Source organism: Arthrobacter sp. Y3223164 (assembly GCF_059091005.1).
Genome location: NZ_JBNHGF010000620.1, coordinates 1 through 1,117, shown reverse-complemented (window position 1 = coordinate 1,117; position 1,117 = coordinate 1). Strand labels below are relative to the sequence as shown.

The window sequence follows — 1,117 nt, the reverse complement described above, 5'->3', positions numbered from 1 at the left end:
GGGCAACCCGCGGCAGCGCCGCGGCACCGAGGAGGCGGCCACCGAGAACACAACCGTTGCCTCGGCCGACAAGCCGCGCCGGAAGCGTTCACGCACCCGTCGCCGCAACGGCGAGGTCGTCAACGGGACCGCCCAGCAGGTCACCGACGGCGCCAGCGGGGAATAGTGGCCGGTATCCGGTGGACGCCCGACGGCAGCTCGCTGGTAGTCCGGGCGGACAACGCCGACTTCCTGCCCACGCTGCCCGACGGCGCTTTCACCATGATCTACCTGGACCCGCCGTTCAACACCGGCCGGGCCCAGGTCCGGCAGCAGACCTCCATGGTGCGCAGCGCCGATGGCGAAGGCGACCGCATCGGGTTCAAGGGCAAGTCGTACCAGACGGTCAAGGGCACGCTCGCCAGCTATGACGACGCGTTCGACGACTACTGGTCCTTCCTGGAGCCCCGCCTCTCCGAGGCGTGGCGGCTGCTGGCCGACGACGGCACGCTGTACCTGCACCTGGATTACCGCGAAGTGCACTATGCCAAGGTGCTGCTGGATATGCTCTTCGGCCGCGAGAGCTTCCTGAACGAGATCATCTGGGCCTACGATTACGGCGCCCGTGCGCGCAACCGCTGGCCCGCCAAGCACGACAACATCCTGGTCTACGTGAAAAACCCGAAGGCGTACCACTTCGACAACGCGGAAGTGGACCGCGAGCCGTACATGGCTCCGGGCCTGGTGACCGCGGAGAAGGCCGCCCGCGGCAAGCTCCCGACCGATGTCTGGTGGCACACCATCGTCTCCCCCACCGGCCGGGAGAAGACCGGCTACCCCACCCAGAAGCCCGAAGGGCTGCTGCGCCGGATGGTTGCCGCGAGCAGCCGGCCCGGCGACTGGGTGCTCGACTTCTTTGCCGGATCCGGGACCCTCGGCGCCGTGGCCGCCGGCATGGACCGGCGGTTCGTCTGCGTGGACCAGAACCCGCAGGCCATCAACGTCATGCGCAAACGGCTGGGCCGCCACGCGGCAGTGGTTGAGGCCGCCGGAGCAGAGGCCGCCGTGGGCGCCGAGGCGACGGTCGGCGCCGGTGAAAGCTAACCGGCGGCAAAGAACGGCGGGGCGCGGACCGGTT

Annotated in this window: 1 protein-coding gene; it reads left to right on the top strand. The window is 69.3% G+C overall.

The window, feature by feature from the left end:
- Positions 1–165 precede the first annotated feature (165 nt).
- Positions 166–1,083, top strand: coding sequence for a DNA-methyltransferase (locus tag AC5RUJ_RS16915; protein WP_494129123.1), 918 nt, complete (start codon positions 166–168; stop codon positions 1,081–1,083).
- Positions 1,084–1,117: the final 34 nt, after the last annotated feature.